This is a genomic window from Roseovarius halophilus (ex Wu et al. 2025) (assembly GCF_047086965.1).
This window is the reverse complement of the sequence record NZ_JBKOTX010000390.1, coordinates 1-2,490: the sequence shown is the minus strand read 5'-3', so window position 1 is coordinate 2,490 and position 2,490 is coordinate 1. Positions and strand designations below refer to the sequence as shown.

The following is a 2,490-nucleotide window of genomic DNA, read 5'->3' as shown; positions in this document are numbered from 1 at the left end:
GCAAGCTCGACGTCTTTCTTGCCGCGCCACGGCCCCTCGTGCTCGATGACCTCGGCCTTGTACAAGCCGTTGATGGTCTCGGCGAGGGCATTGATGCTCCTATGTTTGTCAAGCGGCGGGTGCCCGGGCCGATGATGCGCACAGGGCGCGGTATATTTCGCGCACAATGTACCGCTTGATACAGCGCACGATTTCGCGCCGGGTTTTGCCTTCTGCCCTTCGTCTGGCGGCATAGGTTTTCGTTCGCTCGTCGTCGCGCATGCGGACGATGGCGACACGGTAGATGGCAGCGTTGGCTTGCCGGTTGCCGCCGCGGTTCAAACGCATCCTGTTCGTCTTGCCGCTGGAGGCCGGGATCGGACAGACGCCACAGAGCTTGGCCAGGGCAGCTTCAGACTGGATCCGCTCGGGGTTATCCCCCACGAGGATCAGCATCTCGGCCACGGTCATCGTGGAGATGCCGTGCGCCTGCATCAGCTCGGGGGCTCTCTCTCGCACCAACCGGTCAAGCTCTCGGTCATGCGCCTCGATTTCCTCATGCAGCGCGAGCCAGCGCCGCGCGATCGCGCGCATGGCCGTCTTGGCGGAAGCCGTTGGGGACGTGATTTCTCCTGGCCGCATCGCCGCCACATGGCGTACCAGAGTGATCCGCCCCCGGACTCTATCGAGCGTATCACGAAGGTCGGCTGGCGCATTCACGATCAACGTTTTCAGCGTGATCATCGCCTGGGACTTGGCCTTCACCGCGCTGTCCCGCGCAACCTTCAGATGCCGGATCATCTCGGATGACCCGGTCTGCGCCTTGGCCTGAGCCGTGGCTTGCCCGTTCAGCACCGACCTCGCCGCGCTTTCGGCGTCGAGGCTGTCGGATTTGCCATGAAGGTAGCGCAGTTGGCGATTGGGGCGCATGACGTCCAGAACCTCGTGACCCTTGGCCAGCAGCTCTCTGGACAGGCCCGCACCGAATGAGCCGGTGCCCTCAATCCCGAAGGCTTTGATCTGACCGAACCGGGACGCCCAGGTTTCTAAATCTCGGTATCCCTTCAGCGTAGTGGAAATGGTCGTGCAGCCCAGACGGGCGCCCTGCGCGTCTATCGCAACGGCAATGTGGTTGGCTTTATGCGTGTCTACGCCAATGATGACATGATTCATGGAAGGCCCTTTCGCTGGAATGGCCCAGGCACCGATCGAAGAGGACAGGACTGTGATGGTACGCCGACCGTCAGGCTCCTATGAAGTCACATCTCGCCCGCTGCCGGGGCAACCTGATGGTCGACACGTCAACGCAATGACACGAAGTCAATCGTAAGATGAGTCAGGCCATCAGACTGCAATACCATATTCACAGTCGTACGAGTCCCCCACGCTGCCGACCGAGGCTCCGATCCTGGCCTCTTCAAGGCGCTCGGAATATTTGATCGACAGGTACTGGACGCCGCGATCGCTGTGGTGGGTCAGCCGATCGCGGTCGGGATTGCGGGCGGAAAGCGCCTGCTCCAGTGCGTCGAGAACCAGCTTGGTGTTGGGCGACGAGGAGACTTGCCAGCCCACGAGGTAGCGGGCGAAGACATCGATGATGAAGGCGACGTACACGAACCCGACGGCGGTGCGCACATAGGTGAAGTCGGCCACCCAGAGAACATTCGGCGCCGGCGCCTTGAAGGCGCGGTTCACCTTGTCTTCGGGGCATGGCAGCGCCGGATCGCGACACGTCGTCTTCTTGCCCTTTCCGCGGGTAACGCCATGTATTCCCATCTCTTTCATCAGGCGCACCACTGTGCAGCGGGCAGCCACCACGTCATTCTCAGCCAGATCGTACCAGACCTTCACGGCCCCGTAGCGCTTTCCGCTGGCCTCCCAGCACGCCTTGATCTTCGGGCTGAGCTCGGTGTCGCGCTGCGCCCGCAGGGACGCTTTGGACGGGTCGCGCTCGACCGCCTGATGGTGGTGGTAGGTGGACGGCGCGATCGGCAGAACCCTGCAGATCGCCTCGACGCCGTACTCACCGCGATGATCATCCCCTCTCGGGACATTGCTTCGCAATGCCCTGCCGGGCAGTGGATGAACATGATCATCTCTTCCGTTGGCGGTCGAGGTCCGCCGCTGCGAAAAAAGCGCTCGTCCATTGTCCTCGGACCAATGGCGGACAAAGGCCTCGCCCTTGCGCAGGATCTCGTTGGCCTGCTTGAGTTCGCGGTTCTCCCGCTGCAGCGCCTTGAGCTCCTCGCGCTCTGACTGCGTCAGGCCGTCGCGATCACCATCCTCGATGGCCTGCCTGTTGACCCAATCGCGCAGCGTAGCGCTACTGCATCCGAACTTCTCCGCGATGGAGGCGACCGCCTGCGACCGCGATTTGTAATCCGCTTCGTTCTCCAGAACCATGCGCACCGCGCGCGCACGTACCTCTGTCGAAAAACGGTTCCCTGGGTTCCCTTTGGTCATAGCTTACCTTCTGAGCTTTTGGCTCTCCGGTAAACCCGGTCTGGTTCA

Annotated in this window: 2 protein-coding genes and 1 other annotated feature; both genes read right to left on the bottom strand. The window is 62.0% G+C overall.

Annotation, left to right across the window (positions count from 1 at the left end):
- Positions 1-108: 108 nt before the first annotated feature.
- Positions 109-1,152, bottom strand: coding sequence for an IS110 family transposase (locus ACH107_RS31965; RefSeq protein ID WP_310703169.1), 1,044 nt, complete (start codon positions 1,150-1,152; stop codon positions 109-111).
- A gap of 171 nt (positions 1,153-1,323) precedes the next feature.
- Complete coding sequence (locus ACH107_RS31960) at positions 1,324-2,442, bottom strand: IS3 family transposase (RefSeq protein ID WP_412509655.1); 1,119 nt, start codon at positions 2,440-2,442, stop codon at positions 1,324-1,326.
- Positions 1,960-2,117, bottom strand: a sequence feature (AL1L pseudoknot). It overlaps the preceding gene by 158 nt.
- Positions 2,443-2,490: the final 48 nt, after the last annotated feature.

Coding starts and splice junctions, on each gene's coding strand:
- ACH107_RS31960 (WP_412509655.1), bottom strand. CDS start 2,442: ATGACCAAAGGGAACCCAGGGAACCGTTTTTCGACAGAGGTACGTGCG.
- ACH107_RS31965 (WP_310703169.1), bottom strand. CDS start 1,152: ATGAATCATGTCATCATTGGCGTAGACACGCATAAAGCCAACCACATT.